The following is a 17776-nucleotide window of genomic DNA, read 5'->3' as shown; positions in this document are numbered from 1 at the left end:
CCTTGCCACGGCTACATCACACCTGTGTTGTTCATAGGTGATAAGGTCCTTCGCAGGCTCAGGATGACAGATACAGCTCGCCTGCTTCCCCTAAACCGACTTCCCACCCCATCAATCCCGCCTCATGAAAAAGCTGTTTTCCAACCTTACCGTGCAGGTGCTCACGGCCATTGCTTTGGGCATTGCCGTCGGGGCTTTGTTTCCGGCCTTCGGGGCGGCGCTCAAGCCCGTGGCCGATACATTCATCAGCCTGATTAAGATGCTGATAACGCCCATTATCTTCCTGACGGTGGTTATCGGTATTGCGGGTATGGGCAGTATGAAAAAGGTGGGCCGCGTGGGTGGTAAGGCCTTGCTGTACTTTGAAATCGTGACGACGCTGGCCCTGGCTATCGGTATGCTGGTGGCCAATGTGACCCAGCCCGGCGCGGGCGTGCAGGCCACGGCCCAAGCCGTCATGCAGGACTCGAAAAAGGCCGAGGAAGCGTCCAAATTCACGTCCCAGGCCGGCGAGATGAACTGGGTGGAATTCTTCACCCACATGGTGCCCGACAACGTGGTGGGCGCTTTCGCCAAGGGCGACATTCTGCAGGTGCTGCTATTTTCGGTGCTGTTCGGGCTGGCCCTCAACCGCATGGGCCAGCAGGCCCAGCCGCTGATGAAAACCTTCGACCGGCTCTCGCACGCCATGTTTGGGGTGCTGGCGATGGTGATGAAACTGGCTCCGCTGGGCGCCTTTGGGGGCATGGCTTTCACCATCGGCAAATACGGTATTGCCACGCTGCTGCCGCTGGGCAAGCTGATGCTGGTGGTGTACGCCACCATGTTCCTGTTCATTTTTGGGGTACTGAACCTGATTATGCGCTACTACGGCCTGCGCCTGATGCCCTACCTGCGCTTCATCAAGGAGGAAATCCTGCTGGTGCTGGGCACATCCTCGTCGGAGTCGGCCCTGCCGCGCATGATTGACAAGATGGAGCGCTACGGCTGCTCCCGCTCCGTAGCCGGCCTCGTGATTCCGACCGGCTACTCCTTCAACCTCGACGGCACCTCGATTTACTTGTCCATTGCCGTCATTTTCCTGGCCCAGGCGTTCAACATCCCGCTTTCCTTCACCCAGCAGCTTACCCTGATTGCCATTCTGGTGGTGACGAGTAAGGGCGCGGCGGGCGTGACGGGGTCGGGCTTTATTGTGCTGGCTTCCACGCTGGCGGCTACTAAAGTTATTCCGGTGGAAAGCGTGGCCCTGCTGCTGGGCGTGGATCGGTTTATGAGCGAGGCGCGGGCCATTACCAACGTCATCGGCAACGGCATTGCCACGCTGGTGGTCGCCAAGAGTGAGGGCGAGTTCGACGAAGCCCGCCACCAGTTGGCCCTGCAGGGCCGCTCGGTGCCGGAGGAACTGCAGCCCGAGCCGGCCGCCCTCATTCCCCGCGTGGAAATTCACGCCTAGGTTGTGAGGCGGCAGTAGCGCGAACTTTGTAGTTCGCGCTACTGCCGCCAGAACCGTCCCCGCGCCGCTACAACTACCCGAACGGCGCGGGGACGCGAACTACAAAGTTCGCGCTACATCTCCCTTTCCTGCTGACCGATTTTCTCTGCCTTGATAGGGCAGCCGGGCCGCGCCTTGCTCGATTTCGACCCCGCCACAACTCCCCATGACGAACTTTCTACGCCTGAAGCTGGCGGCGCTTTTGCTGCTGCTGGCTCCGCTAACTCATGCCCAGATTATCGTGCCGCCCACCACCGGCAAGGCTCCAAATCCGGCCCCGGCTACTGCTCCGGCCCCGGTGCCCGCGCCCGCCAAATCGGCCCCGTACGCGGGCGGCATGAAAATCAGTATCTCGCCCGACGGCTCCAAATACGTGCGCATCATGACGGCCCACCAGCTGTGGGTGCGCTATAATGAGAACAACTCCGGCACGCTCTCGGCCGAGGAAGAGCCGCAGAGTGACCAAATTGACTTCGGTATCCGTCGCTCGCGGGTGCTGCTGGTGGCGCAGCTGAATCCACGCTTTCTGGTGGTCACGCAGCTGGGCATCAACGGGCAGAGCACCATTTCGGGCGGCGCGCCCGGCGAGCCCACCGGCCCCGGCAAGAAGCCGCAGTTCTACATCCACGACGCGCTGGTGGAGTACAAGGTGAGCCAGTACCTGAGCGCCGGCGGCGGCCTGCACTACTACAACGGCATCTCGCGCCAGACCAGCTTCGCCGCCTTCTCGCTGATAACCCTCGACGTGCCCGGCGTGCAGTCGCCCTCCCTCGACGCCATCGACCAGACCGGCCGGGGCATTGGGCTGTACGTGCGCGGGCGGGTCAAAAAGTTCGATTACCGGCTGTCGGTGAATGACGCGTTTCGGACGAATACCGGCAGCACGCCGGCCACGCTGACCACTAACGTGGCGCAGTTCAACCCGCGCAGCCGGGGCAAAATCTGGCAGGGCTACTTTGATGTGGAGCTGCTGGATAAGGAGCTGAACCTAGTGCCGTTTGCGGTGGGCAATTACCTGGGGGCCAAACGCGTGTTCAACATCGGGGCGGGCTTCCTCTACCACGCCGGTGGCCTCTACTCGCGCCCCACCGACAACCCCGCCACGCTGCCCGCCCGCGCCTGGGACATCTCCTACAACCGCCACGACATGCGCGTGCTCTCGGCCGACATCTTCTTCGATACGCCCGTGGACACCACCGCCCGCAACCAGACCGCCTTTACGGTGTACGCCGCCGCCTACGACTACCGCATGGGCCCCAACTACGTGCGCTACGGCGGCACCCTGAACCCCGGCACCGGCTCGGCGGCCCTGCGCGGCAACGCCGTGCCCATGCTCGGCACCGGCACCGCCCAAACCATCCAGACCGGCTTTCTGCTCCCCAAAAAACTGCTTGGCCCTAAAGTGCGCCTGCAGCCCTACGCGGGATACATCCACGGCCGCTACGAGGGTTTGCGCCGCACCGATGGCCGCCTGCAGGACGTGCACATCGTGGACGGCGGCGTGAACGTGCTACTCGATGGCCACCAGGCCAAAATCACGCTCAACTACCGCGCCCGACCCGATTTTACCAACATCAACAACCTCAACTACCGCCCCGAAGCCACCATGCAGCTCCAGGTGATTTTGTAGGGAAGGAGTGTGGCAGGGAAACTGCTGAAAGAAGAACGTCATGCTGAGCCTGCCGAAGCATCTCTACCGCTTCGTTGCGCTGCTCGGCAAACGTGGGATTTACCATTGCGGTAGAGATGCTTCGGCAGGCTCAGCATGACGTTCTGGGAAAATGTTATTCCGGTGGCTACCTATCCTTTCACGGGCAGGCACCCGCCGGAATGGCCATTACCCGCGTTTCTTTGCCTTCTTGCTTTCCTTGCCCGGCGCGGCGTAGGCCACGCGGTAAATCACGCCGTTGTCGTCGTCGGAGACCAGCAACGAGCCATCCGGGGCCTCCACAATGCTGCAGGGACGGCCGAATTCCGACTTGTCGTTTTCCACCAGCCAGCCCGTGATGAAGTCCTCGAACTGCTGGGGCTGGCCCTGCTCGTTGAACTTCACCCGCACGATTTTGTAGCCCGAGGGCTGGGCGCGGTTCCAGGAGCCGTGCATGGTCACAAACGCATCCTGCCGGAACGGCTGCGGAAACTGCTGCCCCCGGTAGAACACCATGCCCAGCGGCGCGGAATGGGCCTTGTAGGTGAGCAACGGCCGCACCGTGCGGGCATCAAACTGCTCATAGGTTTCCCCGGTTTTGGGCTTGTTGGCGGGGTAATGCTTGCCGTCGGCAATGATGGAGGGCCAGCCGTAGTGGCCGCCGTCCTTGATCTGGTTGAACTCCTCCATCTGGTCCTCGTCGCCCAACCAGTCGATGCCGTGGTCGAGGCCGTAGAGCTGTTTGGTAACCGGATGCCAGTCGAAGCCGATGGTGTTGCGCAGGCCCTGGGCGTACACGCGCCGGCCCGAGCCATCGGGTTTCAGCTGGAGCAGGGTGGCGCTTTCGGGGTTGTCCTCGTCGCAGGCGTTGCAGGTGCTGCCCACCGAGAGGTAGAGCAGCCCATCGGGGCCGAATTGCAACGTGCGGTTGGCGTGCTGACCGGCGTCGGGCAGGTCTTTGTACAAAGTCTTCAGCTCGCCTAGCGTGCCGTCGGCCTTCACGTCGGCCACGTACACCTCCCGGATGGCGGCAATGTAGAGCTTCCCGTCCCGGAGGGCCAGGCCGTGCAGGTGGGGCTTCTGGGCCACCTGCTGGGTGGTTTCCACTTTACCGTCCTTGTTGGCGTCGCGCAGCAGCATGATAGTGCCTTTCACGCGGTTGCTCACGTAGGCGTCGCCGTTGGGGGCCACGGCCAGCATGCGGGGCATATCGAGGCCCTCGGCGTATTTGCTGATGGTGAAGCCGGTGGGTACTTTCAGACTGGCGATGCGCTCGGGCGTGGCCGGCAGCTTGTTGGGCAGGTAGATGTTGCCCGTCATCTGGAACGGGGTGGCGGCCGGGGGCACGTTCTGGGCCGGGGCCGTAAAGCCAGCCAGCAGGGCGGTGGCCAGGGGTATCGTCAGTTTCGGAAGCATCACGCAGGTGAATAGGTTGCGCTGGGCTTAACTGCGTTTTTCCGCCCGGGGTTATGGTTTAGCTTGCCACCGCCCGCCACTGCCGCCGCAGTTGCCGGATGGACAGGGCGGTGAGGAGGAGCAGCAGAAGCGTGGTGTTGCGCCAGTCGGGGGCAAATACGGTAGCCCAGCTTTCTGTAATCCATTCTTCTGCCATTTCGGAAAAGGGTTTTATTGGCTTCATGTATTCTGTGCCACAGATAAATGAAGGATAATTTGGGTGAGGAATATTACCCAATAAGTTGATACTGTAAGGCATCTTCCGTAAGTCTATAAAATACCGCTCAATGCCCAATTGATTAGGTATATCCAACAGTTGAATAAATGTATTGTAGGAAGTTGACGCGTTCAGATATACATGCAGCGCCCGATGCTGAAGCTGTTTTTCAGCCAGCAAAAGACCTGCGTTTTCAACTATTTTCACGTCAAAATAATCAGCCCACGGGTTGCCCGACAGGGTAATGCTTTGCCATGTACCTAGGTCCTCAATTTGTTGAGGCGTGGGGAATCCGCCAAACGAATCGGCAGGTACATGAAGGGGAAAAAAGACAACTTCCTTCACATATTGAGTAGGCCTCACTATCCTCGGTACCGCCACACACCCCAGCCACAGCAGCCCCGCCAGCGCCAGCAGGCCTGGCGGAAACAGTAAGTGGCGGCGGTGGCGACGGGGGAGGTAGAGGGCGGCAGGCATAGCGGTAAGGTTTAGTAGCGGTAAGCAGCCCGCAGGCGCGTCAGTTGCCGGATGGATAGAGCGCTGAGGAGCAGCAGTAGGAGCCAGGTGTTGCGCCAAACGGGGGAGAGGATAGCGGCCCGGTATTCTGCAAGCCAACGCTTAATTACTTCTGAAGTAGTTGGGATATACGGCATAACATCACCGCATAGTAAGCATCTAAAATCTCCTGAACTATAGCTCTGCTCTTCTAATAAGGGCTTTTCGGTGTAACTGTACATCGTTACAGGTAAATGATAAAAATCAACCCAGGACTTGCGAACATTCTCTTGGTTAAACAAATCCAGCACCTGAACTAGGTTATTGTACGTTGCTTGGGGAGCGAAATGCACGCGAAATCCTTGATCTAGATCGGGATTTTGCTCTAAATCACGCGCAACAAATCGGGTGTTTTGTAAGGCGAAGTAATCAGAGAATACGCTGCCTGTAAACCAGGAAGTATACCAAGGCCGAAACTTCTCTAATGCTGTAAGTGGCAGGCAAGCAGGTGAGCCTCGCCATGCTTCTGCTACAAATGCTGGCACATCGGAATCAACAGAACACACTTTGGGCGGCCACGCAGCAAATTCTAGCACAGTTTTCTTCGGCGGTACTATTCTAACCATAGTCACGCACCCCAGCCACAACAGCCCGGCCAACGCCAGCAGGCCCGGCGGAAACAGCAAGTGTCGGCGGTGGCGGCGGGGGAGGTAGAGGGCAGCAGGCATAGCGGTAAGTAATGAAGCGAGGGTGAAAATAAACAGAATCCGCCGCTGCCGCGCTTCGGCTTGCCACCTTTTGTGGTGGAGGGCTCGGTTGCGGTAGAGGCTACCGGGGCAGCAAGCCAAAAATACCGGGCCACTGGAGCGCAAGCTGTACCTTTGCTGAAACCGCAGGCTATTCCTTGGGTTTCTATCGTGCCCGAAACCGGCGCCGCTGGCTTAACGGGCATTAATTGCACTACCACGCTACTACATGAGTGACGAACAGAATTCCTTGTCGCGGGAAATTGCGGAGTTTACCGGTATTCTGCAGCAGCAGGGCGTGCACAACGCCCTGAAATACCTGAACAGCCGCACTCCGCATCGGTTCACCGGCCTATATCGGTTTGAGGGCGTTGTGTTGCAGAACGATGCCCTGTTTGACCAGTTCACGCCCACGCCGCAGCGGGCCGAGCCGGTGCCTATGTCAGCTACCTTCTGCTCCCTGGTAGGCCAGCGCCAACAACCCCTGGAAATTCAGGAAGCAGCTACTGATACCCAGGTACAGGGCCTGATTGATACGCCGGTTGTCTCGTACTGCGGCGTGCTGATCCGGGATGCGGCGGGCCAGCCCTTCGGTACCCTGTGCCACTACGATATGCAGCGGTGCCAGGAACGCACTACCGATATCCCCTTACTGCAAGCTGCTGCCGGCCTGTTGTACCAGTACGCGCAAACTCCGGGTGAAACCCACTAGCTACCTCGCTGCATGCTGCGCGTCGGGGCGGGCTTCGGCCAGCTGAGGTGATACAATCTATTGTCGCCGGTTCCGGCTGCGTCGGCCAACCTTCGGTTTCGCCCCTACGTTCGGGCAAGGCTACTCACACTGCCGCATGCTCCCCCTGTACCGTCCCGTTGCCCCGCTGCTACTGTTTTCCTTCGCAGCTCAAGCCCAAACCGCCCCATCCGATACCACCCGCGCCGTAATCCTGCCCGAGGCCACCGTCACGGGCTACGGCCAGCAGCTGCCGCTGCGGCGCACTGCCGCCGCCGTCAGCACCCTCGCGGCCCGCGACTTTGAACGGTTTCCGCAGAACGCCCTCACCCAGGCCGTCAACACGCTGCCCGGCGTGCGGCTGGAGGAGCGAGCCAGCGGCAGCTACCGACTCAGCGTGCGGGGCAGCACGCTCCGCTCCCCGTTCGGGGTGCGCAACACCAAGGTGTACTACCAGGGCATTCCGTTCACCGAGGCCAGCGGCAGCACCCCCCTCAACCTGCTCGACCCCGCGCTGCTGGGCGGGCTGGAAGTAGTGAAAGGGCCCGCCGCCAGCGTGTACGGGGCCGGTACCGGCGGGGCCGTGCTGCTGAGTGGTCGGCGGCCCGCGCCCGGTACCAGCGCCGCCCAGGTGGGTTTCACGGCGGGCAGCTTCGGGCTGCGGCGCTACGTGGCAAGTGTGGAAACCGGCTCGGCCACCGGCTACCTGCGCGCCACCTACGCCCGCCAGAGCCTCGACGGCTACCGCCAGCAAAGTGCCCTGCGCCGCGACGTGCTGGCTCTCGACGGCGAGTGGCAGCTCACCGAAAAGCAGACTGTGGGCCTGCACGCGCTGTACGCCGATATCAACTACCAGCTGCCCGGCGGCCTCACCCGCGCCCAGTTCCTCACCGACCCCCGCCAGGCCCGCCCCGGCACGGCCACCGCGCCTGGCACCGTGGCGCAGCGCACCTACTACGCCTCCCGCACCGCGTTGCTCGGGGCCACCCACGAAGCCCGTTTTACCGACCGGCTGAGCCTGCGCACCACACTCTACCTGAGCGGTAGCCGCATCAACACGCCCTACCTGATAGACTTCGAGCGCAACACGCTGCTGGGTGGTGGCGGGCGCACGGTGGCCAGCTACCGCACCGCCCTGGCCGGCCGTACCCTGCGCCTGCAAGCCGGGGCCGAGGCCCAGACTGGCTTCGAAAGCTCCCGCAACTACCAGAACCGCGCCGGCCAGCCCGGCACCCTGCGCTACGACGATGAAATCCGAACGCTCACCGGTTTCGCCTTCGCCCAGGCCGATTACGAGTTGCCGGCCGGGCTGCTGCTCACGGCCGGAGCCAGCTACAACCGCCTACGCTACCGCATCAGCCGCTTGTCCGACGCCGCTACCAACCCCACAGGCTACGCGTTGGAGCGCAACTTCCGCCCCGAGGTGTCGCCGCGCGTGGCTCTGTTGCGCGAGTTTGGCCCGGCCTTGGCGGTGTACGGCAGCGTAAGCACCGGCTTCTCGCCGCCCACCGAAGAAGAAATCCGCCCTTCCGACGGCTCCATCAACCGCGCCTTGCAGGCCGAGCGCGGCACCAGCTACGAGGTGGGCGCGCGCGGCATGCTGCTGCGGGAGCGGCTGCGCTACGACGTGGCCATCTACGACCAGCGCCAGCGCCAGACTATCACCACCCGCACTACCGATTTGGGTACCCAGCTTTTCGCCAACGCCGGCAACACCCGCCAGCGCGGGGTGGAGGTGTCTTTGAAGGGTACACTGTGGCAACAGGTGAAAGAAGTACCTGATGTGCCATGCACGGTGGTAACCACTGGCGCGGGCCTGGATTACTTCGTCAGCTACGCTTACAACCACTACCGCTTCGGGAGCTACGAAAGCGGCGGGCAGGACTTCAGCGGCAACCGCCTCACCGGCACCGCCCCCCACACCCTCACCGCCGGCCTCGAGCTGGTAGCTCCGCTGGGCTTCTACCTGAGCCCCACCGTCAACCACCAGGCCCGCATCTTCGTGAACGACGCCAATACCGAAGCCGCGCCCGGCTACTGGACGTTCGGCACGCGCGGGGGCTGGCGCCGCAGCTTCGGCGGCTTCACCATAGACCTGTTCGGCGGGGCCGAAAACCTCACGGACCGCCGCTACTCCCTGGGCAACGACCTCAACGCTTTCGGGGGACGCTATTTCCAGCCCGCCCCCGCCCGCAACTGGTACGCCGGCCTGAGCCTGCGGCAGGGAAAAGAGAAAAAGTAAAAAGTCAAAGTGCGGCTCTGTCATTGCGAGCAGCGCGAAGCAATCCGTCCTTTCCCGGAGCGCAAAGCCCTGAAAAAGCAGAAAGCCCCTGACGTCCGTGCTGGCGTCAGGGGCTTTTGAATAGGTCAGGGAGTAGTGCCCCGTAAAGGACGGATTGCTTCGGCTTCGCCTCGCAATGACGCGCGGCTACACCTTCACCTTCTTGCCAGTGCGGGCGGCTTCGTAGATGGCCATGATTAGGCGGATGTCCTTCAGGCCTTCTTCGCCGGGCGTTTTGGGCGTTTTGTTCTGGAGTACGCACTCAGCCATGTGGTCCACCTCAGCGGCAAACTGGTTGCCCTCCTTGATCTTGGGTTGCTGCTGCCCGTCTTTGTCGCCGATGGTCATTTTATGCTCGTAGTAATCAGTGGCGGGGTCGAGGTCGAGCCAAGCTTTCTGGCCGAACACGCGGTAGCGTTTCACGCCTTCGGTGCTGTAGGAACTAGTGCAGGTGGCCAGAATACCGCTCGGGAAACGGAGGGTGAAATGAATCCGGTCTTCTACTTCCTTAAAACGCGGGTCGGCTTTGTCGCTCATTTCCAGGGCGGTTACTTCCACGGGCTCTTCGCCGGTGAGGTAGCGGGCGGCGTTGAGCGAGTAGATGCCCAGATCCATCAAAGAACCGCCGCCGGCCAGCTTCTTCTGTATCCGCCAAGTGTCGGCCTTGTCGCCGGTGGGGTCCACGATGCGGCCGTGGTCGGCGGTAATCTGCATCACCTTGCCTAACTCGCCCTTGCGGATGCGGGCAATGGCGTCGAGGTTGAACGGCTCATACTGGGCGCGGTAGGCTACCATCAGTTTCACGTTGGCCTTTTTGCAGGCCTCAATCATCTTCTGGCAGTCTTCGGGCGTGTTGGCCATCGGCTTCTCAGTAAGCACGTGCTTGCCAGCCTTGGCGGCGCGTACAGTATACTCGGCATGCAGCCCCACCGGCAGCACGATGTACACCACGTCTACGGCCGGATTGTCCTTGATGGAGTCGAAATTATCGTAGCTGTAGATGTTCTTGGCCTCCACGCCGTACTCGGCGGCCAGCTTTTGGGCTTTGTCCGGCGAGCCGCTCACCAGGGCCGTGATGCGGGCGTGCTTACAGTCTTTGAAGGAAGGCATCATCTGTTCCTGGGCAAACTTGCCGAGGCCTACGATGGCGAAGCCAAGTTTTTTCTGATTGTCGTTTTGCATAGCGGAAACAGGTTCGGAGAAGGGTAGCGCGGCGGCCGGACCGGCCACGGCCGCCAGCGCGGCACTCAGGCCGGCCTGGCGCAGAAAGCGCCGTCGCGAGTCAGCAGAAGAGGTAGATTCCATCGGGAGCATAGCGTAACATGAACCCTGCTGAACGGCCAGAACCGCCATACTGTTACCGAATGCCCGATTCTTCTACCTTCGCCAGTCTATTCCTGCGCCCGATGTCATGACCGAAACGCTCCAGCTTGCCCCGCTCACGGCCGCCCGTTACCCGGCCGTAGCAGCCATCTATGCCGAAGGCATTGCCACCGGCCAGGCCACGCTCAATACCGAAGTGCCCGACTGGAAAGCCTGGGACGCGGCCCATCTGCTCCACAGCCGCCTAGTGGTCCTGACGGCCGCCGGGGAGGTAGCCGGTTGGGCGGCCCTCACCCCGGTTTCGGGGCGGTGCGTGTACAGCGGTGTGGCCGAGGTAAGCGTGTACGTAGGAGCAAATTCCCGGGGCCAGGGTGTGGGCCTGCAACTGCTGCGAGAGTTGGTGCGGCAGTCGGAGCAGCAGGGTATCTGGACGCTGCAGGCCGGTATTATTGAGGAAAATTTGCCCAGCCTGCGCCTGCACGAGCAGGCCGGTTTCCGCTTGGTTGGCGTCCGTGAAAAGCTGGGCCAGCTTCACGGCCAGTGGCGCAACGTCTGCCTGCTGGAACGCCGTAGCAAGGTGATTCAGTGAAATGGTGATTTAGTGAGTTTTACGTTCTGCTTGTGCCGTCTGCGCGGATTGAACTTCAAACTCACTAACTCACTATTTCACCATCTCACCTAATCCAAAGCGGGCAGCAGGAGCATGGGCAGGCGGCCGTGCAGGACTACCTGGGAGGTAACGCTGCGGTTGAACAGCTGCCCCAGAAAGCTTCGGCGGCGCGCAACCAGTACCAGTAAGTCGGCATGAGTTTCCTGGGCGGCTTGCAGAATGCCCGCCGATACCCGGCGGTGCCGGACGCCGTGGGTGTGAATGCGGGTTTCGATGCCGGTCAGCATGCCACTAGCCGTGACGGCGTCCAGCGCGGCCGAGCAGGTGTCGCTGTTTTCGGGCTCGGCTACGTGGGCTACCGTCAGGCGCGGCTTTAAGTGCGCCAGCACCTCCCGAATGCCCTCCGACTGCGTTTTGAGGCTGATGGAGCTATTGTCGGCGGCCACAGTAACGGCCAGAGGCGGTACGGCAGCCTGCGTACCCACGGGCACCACCAGCAGCGGCGTACGGGTGGCGCGTAGCAGCTTCAGCGAAGTGCTGCTGACCAGCTCATCGGGCGTGGTTTCGGTATCGGGCTTGCCCAGTACAACAAGGCTGGGAGAGTAGCGTCGTACGGCATCGGCTACGGCAGCTTCTACTCCTTCCACCGCCGACTCCACCGTGACGGGGACGCCCAGCGGCTGCGTGCGTTCCTGCAGTGAAGCGGCTACTTCCCCTTCGCTCAGGTGGCGGATGCTGCCATTGAAGGCGTCAGGATCGAGCAGTGTTTCGCGTCGGATATGCAGCACTATCAGGGAGGCGTGTACCGGAGCCGCCAACGCCGCCGCGTAGCGCAGTGCCTGGTCGGCAGCCGGAGTAAAATCGGTCAGGACAAGAAACGGAGCGGCCATGGCACAGGGCATGTTTGGGATGGGAGCGGGAAGAATACTACCGGAAGTATACGTGAAAAGCAGCTGTACGCTACACTCCATTCCTAAAAAGATCCGCATTATCCACCAGCTGTGTCGGCCACCTGCACCGGCCTGGACTGCTGCTACCCGGCGGTGAATTCGGTCAACTTGGTGTAAGGCAGCAGGGTTGGTATAAACAATGTTGTGAACTTGCTGCATTGTTAACCAAACGGCACTTCAATTCCGCGAATGAATTTAAGTGCCTAAGAAAAAAGCCCCTCCGCACGTAGCAGAAGGGCTTTAGAAATCTACCGTAGCGCGGGCCGCTAGCGGTTGTTGTCGTCAATGGGGTTGTTGAAACCCGGGTTCATCATCTCGTCAGTCATGCTGGAGTTGTCGGGGTCAGGGCCGGTGGTGGCACTGCCGGTCGGGATGCCGGTAGTTTCGTCCTCTAGGCGGTCCGAAGTATCCAGCGTGCCTTCCTCGTCACGCTTGTAGCCGTACAGCTCTTCGCGGTGTTTGCGCTGTTCTTCGCTTAGGTGTGCGCCCGAGTTGGGCTCGAGAGCAGCAGCGGGGTCCTGGTTTTTATCAGTTGCCATAAAAAGGGGGCTGAAAGTAGAGGTATGAGTAAATCGACAGTCAGCCCTATTTGCCTGAGCCGGGGATGCCACGGCCTTCGTCAGGACGCAGTGCGCTGAACTCGTCGGGGTTGTCGTTGGTGCCTACGTTCGGGTTCTTGGGGTGCTCATCATCTTCCGGAGCGGGCTCCGTAGTTTGATTGGCCGGCTCGTTGGTGGCCCAGTTGCGGGTGCCGCCGCCGTAGCGCGGATCATCCTTGGCCCATCCTTCGCGCTGCTCCGTGTATTCCGATTCTTCTACCTCGCGTACGATGGCCGGGTCGAGATTCTGCGGGGTGCTGCCACGCTGTTCCGGGAAAGCTACCGCCGGAGCAACCTGGCCACCTTCCGTTACACTCTGCGCGTTTTCGGCCTTTTGCTGGGTTTCTGCAGTGGTGGGTTTGCCAAACTCGCCGTACTGCGGGGTGCTGGCGGCCTGACCGGAAGTAGCATCATCGGGCGTGAAGGAGGAATTCTCGGGAGTGGTTTGCATGATGGTAAAGAAAGTAGGAGGGAAGAGTACAGGAGAATGACGGCGTGGTAGCCGCTTCTCTGGCTCATACGTAAACTCCCGACAAATGGCGGTGCCCGGAACATTATGCCGGCCGATCCGCTCCATCTTTTCATCACTCACTATGGCTACACAGGTCGCGCATCACATTAAGGATCACGAGTTCATTCTCGAACAGGACGGCCAGGCCGCTGAGCTGGCGTACAGCCTGCCTGCCGCCGATATTATTGATTTTACGCACACGTTTGTGGATGAGCCCTTACGCGGTAAGGGCCTCGGCGAAGAGCTGGCCAAAGCCGGCCTGGCCTACGCCCGCCAGCAAAAGTTCAGGGTACGCACCAGTTGCGCCTTTATGCGTGATTTTGTGCAGAAAAACCCGCGCTACCAGTCGTTGCTGGACGATACCACCGGGTAAAAGTAGTAGCTAAGTTATTTTTAATAGGATCTTAATTCAAGGCATTGTGTAATGAAGTACCTTTCCTAAACAGACAATCCAGCAGGGTTTCGGCCAGATAGCCTATGTTTACTTTCCACGTTCTGACGGACTTTTCAGCGGCGGCTACCAACGCCCTGCACTACGCCGTGGTGCTGGGGCGTCATGTGGGAGGACAGGTGCGTCTGTGGCACGTTTTGCCCGAAGCTGCCGGCTTTGATGCGCCGTATTTCGGTGGCTTGCGCGAAGTTCGCCCCGTTGCCGAAGCCCGACATCTGCTACAGGAGTTGGTGGGAAGAATTCAGCAGCATTTACCCTGCTCAGCAGCTCTCATCACGGAAACGCCCACACAGAAACTAGCCACTCTGATAGGAACCGGCCCCGGGAACGTAGTGGTAGTGGGCAATGGCAACCCGGTGAAACCCATGCGCCACGCGGGGACCAGTACGGCTCTCCATTTGATTAAAACTCTGGCCCAGCCGCTGCTGGTTGTGCCGAACACTTACCGGGCCGGCAGGATTCCAACACGGATTGTACTGGACACAGACCGCCGGGCGGTACGGCTGCCCCAGGCCGCCGAAACCATTACGGGCCTGCTGGCCCAGCTTACAACTTCCCCCGAGCCGCTTACGCTCACCCATCTGCCCAGCGACGTGGATGACTTACTAACCCGCATCATTCCCTCGGTAATCGGACTGCACGTATATACTTCTGAGGCCTCGCCGGCAATGGAGGACGTTGCTTCCCGCATCCGGCAGATGGGGCTGCTGGAAGGTGTTGCCCACACGGTTACCTCGGCTAGGCACCCGTGCGTAGAAGAAGGCATTCGGCACGCGGCTGACCGGCATCAGGCGGACTTGCTGACGTTTGTAACGCGGCAACGCATGTTTGCCGGCCGGCAGTTTTTGCAAAGCGTAACTGCCGGATTACTCGCGCACAGCCGGATTCCGGTGCTCACGATATCGGAGGCCTGAGCTACTGCACTACATTATAATTATAGCTTGTGAGAAAACCATTTTGCATGTGAGAGCCGGCCCGCACTGCAATGCGGGCCGGCTCGTTTGGTAGCAGTTCCATCAAAAGTCAACAGCTCGGCTCCTTTCGCTAAGGAGCCGGGCTGTTGATTTACTTGCGTCGTTGCTTATCGTAATGCTAGTGCTGTACCGCTACACGGCTGGTATACCGGACACCATCCACGGTGGCGCGCACGGTGTACAGGCCGTTGGCCAGGGTATGCACATTTACCGCCGTGGCTTCGGCGGCCGTAACCGGCTGCGTACTGCGCAGGACCTCCTGGCCCAGGGCATTATAGAAGCTGATGATGGCCTCGTGGCGGCCACGCAGTTCTGGTAGACGCACCTGCACGTTGCCGGTAGTAGGGTTCGGGTACACCTCAATGCCCACATTTAGCGGGGCTGCCTTAACAGTACCCGTGGTGATGCAGCCGCTGGTGTGGCTGCCCACGCCGGTAAACACATCGGTGCCCACAAACTGCCATTCGGCCGCCGCAGCACTCCAGCGTTTATGACCGGCATTTACGGCCGTTTTGCGTACCATCGTGGCGTTGGTAGTGCTGCCGCCGCCGGGCAGCTGCCAGCCACCGGCCGGCTGCTGGCCAATCACCCCAATAACGTCTAGCGTATCGGTGCCGTCCAGCAGCAACAGGGCGTCATCCCCGTTGAAGAACCCCACGCTCGACTGCAGATCCGCCTGGGCGGCTACCACCGTGGAGGCTACGCCCGTGTTGGCAATAACGTACACGTCGCCGGGAGCAATAGTGCCGGTGAGGGCCTGGGTGGTAGTGGGGCTGGTGCTGCCATTGGCAAACAAGCGCACCTCAATACCTGCCAGGTTGATGGGAGCCGGAGAAGGGTTGTAGATTTCAATCACCTTGGTGTTGCTGGCCGAGCCTTCCACGTATTCCGAGAAAAACAGATCGGTGCAGGGCGAGCCGGCCGGGGCTTGGTCATCGTTGAGGATGGTGAAGGTGTACGTCCGATTCGGGCCGAATACTACGTTCGGGTCCGAGGGAGTACCCAGCCGCAGCCGTACTGTTTCGTTGGGTTCCGGCACCAGGTCGCCATTCACTACCAGGGAGAAAGACATGGTGGTAACTGCCGCGTTCTGGAATGTTACGCTCCCGATTGGCAGGCTATAATCGGTACCATCAGTAGCGGTGGTAGAAGCTGCTTCAATGGTCACGGGCACGGTAATGGGGTACGTCACGGTGCCCGCCCCGCCGCTCAGCGTGATGGGAATGGTCCAGTTGGTAACGCCCGTATTGCCCTCAACCCCGCTGCTCACGCTCGTGAAAAACTGCAGCAGGGCCGGGTTGGCATCATCATGCACAATGGTGAGAACCTGAGTGGCCGGGCCACCCACGGCCGCGCCGGTAGATGGATTGATCAGGTTGAGAGCCACTGTTTCATCGGCTTCCGGGGTTGTGTCGCCATTCACCGTTACGGTAACGGTTTGTGAAGTCTGACCCGCCGCGAAGGTGAGGGTTTGAGGCGAAACAAACGTAAAATCCTGACCAGGGGTGGCCGTGGAGTTAGCGGCATCAAAGGCAACCTGTACCGTGAGGGTGGTGGTAGGAGCCGGGGTAACCGATACGGTAGCGGTGTACGTGCTGGTGCCCGTGTTGCCTTCCGGAATAGAACCAGTAGCCGTCGAGAAGGCGAAAGTAGGCAGTATCTGGAAGCCCCAGGCGCGGGCCACGAGGTCGGGGTAGGCAATGTAGGGGTTGAAATTGCCCTGGCTTTTGGCGGCCCGACGGTTCCGTTCCCGTTCCCGGGCGTCCACCGGGTCGGCCAGATGCCACTGGTACAACGTGTTCAGGTCGGCGGCAGCCGTAATTACGTCTTTGCCCGAGTCAAAGGCCTGACCCTGATGCATGGTGTAGAAGTAGAAGATAGCCCGGGCCAGATTACCTTTGTGGTCTTCGCGCGGCTCAAACAGTGAGTTGGTATCCTCGCTGTACTCGTCGATGTTGCTGGTCGGAATGGTGGTCTGGCTTTGCGTATTGCGCACCCACTTCATCGTCTGGGCATCCGGAATTTCTGCAAACGGATCGGAGCCCCGGTCCGAGTTCCAGGTATCGTAGGTAGGGAAGAGGTGGTGAATATCGGAGCGCATCCGCACCGCTTCATTAAACCACGACTGCGGAACGGTATGCTCACAGTTGATGCGGCTGACTACCCCGGTGCTGGTACTCGAAGAGTCCAGCCGCACCGTTTCGGTGTAACCGGAATACACGCACACCACGCGGCCGTTCTGGTTGTCGATGTAGTTGTACATCTTGCCGCGTGCGTCGTTGTAGCTCAGTACCACGCGTTTGCCATCGTACCAGTTCTGGCGTAGCCAGTCTTTCAGGGCCTGTCCCTGCAGGTTGGTAGCCGGAGCCGGCGGCAGCGTTTGCGCCAGAGTGGCCACCGAGCTTAAGCTCAATGTCGCCCCCAGCATCCAGGCGAAGAAGTGTTTCATCAACGAAAAGGTGTGTAAAGGAAAAACAGGCTTAAATGTCGGCAATCTTTTAGTATTCGCAGGTACTCAGGCCACTGCCGGCCCCGATTCGTAATTGAATCATAACAGATACGCACGAAAAGCCGGAAGTTGTACCAGGACGGGCGCATACCAAAAAGGCCAGCCTCCTGAGGAGGCTGGCCTTATGTACAGCAAACAGTGCCGGAAAAACTTATTTGGTCGGCATCAGCACCGTGTCGATGACGTGGGTTACGCCGTTTTTCGATACTGCGTCGGCCGTGGTTACGTTGGCCATACCGCCTTTGGCATCATGAATCATCACCATGTTGCCGCTGCGGTGTACCGTCAGCGTTTCGCCTTCCACTGTGGTCAGGGTCTGGCCGTCTTTCAGATCGGCCGCCAGCAGTCGGCCGGGTACTACGTGGTACGTGAGAATGGTGGTGAGCTTCTGCTTGTTCTCGGGCATCACCAGCGTGGTAACGGTACCGGCGGGGAGTTTTTCAAAGGCGGCGTTGGTGGGGGCAAATACCGTGAAAGGACCCGCGCTTTTGAGTGTTTCCACCAGACCGGCCGCTTTCACGGCAGCTATCAGCGTGGTGTGGTCAGTGGAGTTGACGGCGTTGTCTACAATGTCCTTGTCGGGAGTCATCATCGCGCCGCCTACCATAACGCCTGCGCCGGTTGTCATGGTCATGTCTTTCATGTCAGCTCCTTCGCGGGGCTTGGTGGTTGCCTTGATTTTGGCACCGTCCTTCGATTTGCCTTTGATTTTGGTTTTTCCATCATCGGCCATCTTGGTTTTGGTGGTCATGCCATCCTCTTTCGTCTTGACCTTCTCGTCGTCC

16 protein-coding genes are annotated in these 17776 nt (G+C 60.4%); 7 read left to right on the top strand and 9 right to left on the bottom strand.

Annotated elements, in window-relative coordinates; translation table 11 throughout:
• The first annotated feature begins 124 nt into the window (after nucleotides 1-124).
• Nucleotides 125-1453: a dicarboxylate/amino acid:cation symporter gene (locus EI293_RS14715; RefSeq protein WP_125439143.1), complete on the top strand. Its 1329-nt coding sequence runs from the start codon at nucleotides 125-127 to the stop codon at nucleotides 1451-1453.
• A gap of 205 nt (nucleotides 1454-1658) precedes the next feature.
• A complete protein-coding gene (locus EI293_RS14710) occupies nucleotides 1659-3122 on the top strand; it encodes a hypothetical protein (protein WP_246010657.1) in 1464 nt (487 codons plus the stop codon).
• 207 nt (nucleotides 3123-3329) lie between these two features.
• Here EI293_RS14710 and EI293_RS14705 read toward each other — a convergent pair whose 3' ends face one another.
• Genes EI293_RS14705 through EI293_RS14695 form a run of 3 tightly spaced genes read right to left on the bottom strand, consistent with a single transcriptional unit; the run spans nucleotide 3330 to nucleotide 6035 of the window.
• Nucleotides 3330-4556 carry a PQQ-dependent sugar dehydrogenase gene (locus EI293_RS14705; RefSeq protein WP_125439141.1) on the bottom strand — a complete coding sequence of 409 codons (1227 nt, stop codon included), beginning with the start codon at nucleotides 4554-4556 and terminating at the stop codon, nucleotides 3330-3332.
• A gap of 58 nt (nucleotides 4557-4614) precedes the next feature.
• Nucleotides 4615-5289, bottom strand: coding sequence for a hypothetical protein (locus tag EI293_RS14700; RefSeq protein WP_125439139.1), 675 nt, complete (start codon nucleotides 5287-5289; stop codon nucleotides 4615-4617).
• Between the two features lie 11 nt (nucleotides 5290-5300).
• Nucleotides 5301-6035, bottom strand: coding sequence for a hypothetical protein (locus EI293_RS14695; RefSeq protein ID WP_125439137.1), 735 nt, complete (start codon nucleotides 6033-6035; stop codon nucleotides 5301-5303).
• A gap of 247 nt (nucleotides 6036-6282) precedes the next feature.
• Between EI293_RS14695 and EI293_RS14690 the strand changes: the two genes are divergently transcribed.
• Both EI293_RS14690 and EI293_RS14685 read left to right on the top strand, forming a co-directional pair.
• On the top strand, nucleotides 6283-6765 hold the full coding sequence (locus EI293_RS14690) for a hypothetical protein (protein WP_125439135.1): 483 nt from the start codon (nucleotides 6283-6285) through the stop codon (nucleotides 6763-6765).
• Between the two features lie 136 nt (nucleotides 6766-6901).
• The gene (locus EI293_RS14685; protein ID WP_125439133.1) at nucleotides 6902-9025 is read left to right on the top strand and encodes a TonB-dependent receptor family protein; all 2124 of its coding nucleotides are present in this window, start codon (nucleotides 6902-6904) and stop codon (nucleotides 9023-9025) included.
• Nucleotides 9026-9211: 186 nt separating this feature from the next.
• On the opposite strand, the gene EI293_RS14680 is transcribed toward EI293_RS14685, so the two are convergent.
• A complete protein-coding gene (locus tag EI293_RS14680; RefSeq protein ID WP_125439132.1) occupies nucleotides 9212-10369 on the bottom strand; it encodes a Gfo/Idh/MocA family protein in 1158 nt (385 codons plus the stop codon).
• Between the two features lie 106 nt (nucleotides 10370-10475).
• On the opposite strand from EI293_RS14680, the gene EI293_RS14675 reads away from it, so the two are divergent.
• Complete coding sequence (locus EI293_RS14675; protein WP_125439130.1) at nucleotides 10476-10976, top strand: GNAT family N-acetyltransferase; 501 nt, start codon at nucleotides 10476-10478, stop codon at nucleotides 10974-10976.
• Nucleotides 10977-11065: 89 nt separating this feature from the next.
• Here the strand turns inward: EI293_RS14675 and EI293_RS14670 are convergent, their stop codons facing one another.
• From EI293_RS14670 to EI293_RS14660, 3 genes are all read right to left on the bottom strand, one after another.
• Nucleotides 11066-11887, bottom strand: coding sequence for a universal stress protein (locus tag EI293_RS14670; RefSeq protein WP_170170387.1), 822 nt, complete (start codon nucleotides 11885-11887; stop codon nucleotides 11066-11068).
• Between the two features lie 326 nt (nucleotides 11888-12213).
• The gene (locus tag EI293_RS14665; protein WP_125439127.1) at nucleotides 12214-12486 is read right to left on the bottom strand and encodes a hypothetical protein; all 273 of its coding nucleotides are present in this window, start codon (nucleotides 12484-12486) and stop codon (nucleotides 12214-12216) included.
• Nucleotides 12487-12532: 46 nt separating this feature from the next.
• Entirely contained in the window at nucleotides 12533-12997 is a 465-nt protein-coding gene (locus EI293_RS14660) for a hypothetical protein (protein WP_125439125.1), read from the bottom strand.
• Nucleotides 12998-13139: 142 nt separating this feature from the next.
• Here EI293_RS14660 and EI293_RS14655 point away from each other — a divergent pair, with 142 nt between their 5' ends.
• Together EI293_RS14655 and EI293_RS14650 are read left to right on the top strand one after the other, a co-directional pair.
• Nucleotides 13140-13430 carry a GNAT family N-acetyltransferase gene (locus EI293_RS14655; RefSeq protein WP_170170386.1) on the top strand — a complete coding sequence of 97 codons (291 nt, stop codon included), beginning with the start codon at nucleotides 13140-13142 and terminating at the stop codon, nucleotides 13428-13430.
• Between the two features lie 104 nt (nucleotides 13431-13534).
• A complete protein-coding gene (locus tag EI293_RS14650; RefSeq protein ID WP_125439121.1) occupies nucleotides 13535-14422 on the top strand; it encodes a universal stress protein in 888 nt (295 codons plus the stop codon).
• A gap of 178 nt (nucleotides 14423-14600) precedes the next feature.
• Here the strand turns inward: EI293_RS14650 and EI293_RS14645 are convergent, their stop codons facing one another.
• Nucleotides 14601-16931, bottom strand: coding sequence for an endonuclease (locus EI293_RS14645; RefSeq protein ID WP_125439119.1), 2331 nt, complete (start codon nucleotides 16929-16931; stop codon nucleotides 14601-14603).
• 211 nt (nucleotides 16932-17142) lie between these two features.
• On the bottom strand, nucleotides 17143-17634 hold the full coding sequence (locus tag EI293_RS14640; protein WP_246010689.1) for a fasciclin domain-containing protein: 492 nt from the start codon (nucleotides 17632-17634) through the stop codon (nucleotides 17143-17145).
• Between the last annotated feature and the right edge of the window lie 142 nt (nucleotides 17635-17776).

Source organism: Hymenobacter perfusus, from assembly GCF_003944765.1.
In the GTDB taxonomy this organism is placed as follows: Bacteria; Bacteroidota; Bacteroidia; order Cytophagales; family Hymenobacteraceae; genus Hymenobacter; species Hymenobacter perfusus.
This window is presented reverse-complemented; position numbering and strand designations above follow the sequence as displayed.

Excerpts from the sequence above, each read along its gene's own strand:
- EI293_RS14700 (WP_125439139.1), bottom strand. The coding sequence starts at position 5,289 with ATGCCTGCCGCCCTCTACCTCCCCCGTCGCCACCGCCGCCACTTACTG.
- EI293_RS14680 (WP_125439132.1), bottom strand. The coding sequence starts at position 10,369 with ATGGAATCTACCTCTTCTGCTGACTCGCGACGGCGCTTTCTGCGCCAG.
- EI293_RS14690 (WP_125439135.1), top strand. The coding sequence starts at position 6,283 with ATGAGTGACGAACAGAATTCCTTGTCGCGGGAAATTGCGGAGTTTACC.
- EI293_RS14660 (WP_125439125.1), bottom strand. The coding sequence starts at position 12,997 with ATGCAAACCACTCCCGAGAATTCCTCCTTCACGCCCGATGATGCTACT.
- EI293_RS14685 (WP_125439133.1), top strand. The coding sequence starts at position 6,902 with ATGCTCCCCCTGTACCGTCCCGTTGCCCCGCTGCTACTGTTTTCCTTC.
- EI293_RS14640 (WP_246010689.1), bottom strand. The coding sequence starts at position 17,634 with ATGAAAGACATGACCATGACAACCGGCGCAGGCGTTATGGTAGGCGGC.
- EI293_RS14665 (WP_125439127.1), bottom strand. The coding sequence starts at position 12,486 with ATGGCAACTGATAAAAACCAGGACCCCGCTGCTGCTCTCGAGCCCAAC.
- EI293_RS14715 (WP_125439143.1), top strand. The coding sequence starts at position 125 with ATGAAAAAGCTGTTTTCCAACCTTACCGTGCAGGTGCTCACGGCCATT.
- EI293_RS14670 (WP_170170387.1), bottom strand. The coding sequence starts at position 11,887 with ATGGCCGCTCCGTTTCTTGTCCTGACCGATTTTACTCCGGCTGCCGAC.
- EI293_RS14645 (WP_125439119.1), bottom strand. The coding sequence starts at position 16,931 with ATGAAACACTTCTTCGCCTGGATGCTGGGGGCGACATTGAGCTTAAGC.
- EI293_RS14710 (WP_246010657.1), top strand. The coding sequence starts at position 1,659 with ATGACGAACTTTCTACGCCTGAAGCTGGCGGCGCTTTTGCTGCTGCTG.
- EI293_RS14675 (WP_125439130.1), top strand. The coding sequence starts at position 10,476 with ATGACCGAAACGCTCCAGCTTGCCCCGCTCACGGCCGCCCGTTACCCG.
- EI293_RS14655 (WP_170170386.1), top strand. The coding sequence starts at position 13,140 with ATGGCTACACAGGTCGCGCATCACATTAAGGATCACGAGTTCATTCTC.
- EI293_RS14695 (WP_125439137.1), bottom strand. The coding sequence starts at position 6,035 with ATGCCTGCTGCCCTCTACCTCCCCCGCCGCCACCGCCGACACTTGCTG.
- EI293_RS14650 (WP_125439121.1), top strand. The coding sequence starts at position 13,535 with ATGTTTACTTTCCACGTTCTGACGGACTTTTCAGCGGCGGCTACCAAC.
- EI293_RS14705 (WP_125439141.1), bottom strand. The coding sequence starts at position 4,556 with ATGCTTCCGAAACTGACGATACCCCTGGCCACCGCCCTGCTGGCTGGC.